We start from the raw sequence: 429 nt of genomic DNA, 5'->3' as shown, positions 1-429 counted from the left end.
AAACATTATTGGCGGAGAAGAGCCACTGATCGATGGAAGTAAAGCAACATCAGATTTTCTAAAAGAGCGTTATTCGGAATTAGATTCAACTGAAATTATGCTTCATGCCGATTATGACGTTCTACTCGATCAAAAAGAAGAGTTACTCAAAAATAAGAAGGAATTAGAGAAGAGTATTCGACAAATCGACAATCAAATTATCCAAGAACTTGGAATAAAGAATGCCTCTACAGGTATCACACCTAATCGGATTATTTGTTTAAAATCAGTCGTTTCTAAACGAAAAGACTTGAAGAAAATAGCAGAGAAATATCCATATGTAATGAAAGATGAGGAAATTTACAGCTTATCAACTTCAAATAGATTAGTGATAAAGGAGATTCAGTGATATGGCAACAAGTAAAGATTTAAAGAATCAGCTAACAGAAC

At 33.1% G+C, this 429-nt stretch carries 1 pseudogene; it reads left to right on the top strand.

Annotated elements, in window-relative coordinates:
- A pseudogene (locus AB5M32_RS13660) lies at nt 1-388 on the top strand (endonuclease); the annotation flags it as partial.
- Nucleotides 389-429: the final 41 nt, after the last annotated feature.

Origin of the sequence: Enterococcus sp. C57, assembly GCF_040887305.1 — a bacterium.
Taxonomy (GTDB): Bacteria; Bacillota; Bacilli; order Lactobacillales; family Enterococcaceae; genus Enterococcus_B; species Enterococcus_B hirae.
This window is presented reverse-complemented; position numbering and strand designations above follow the sequence as displayed.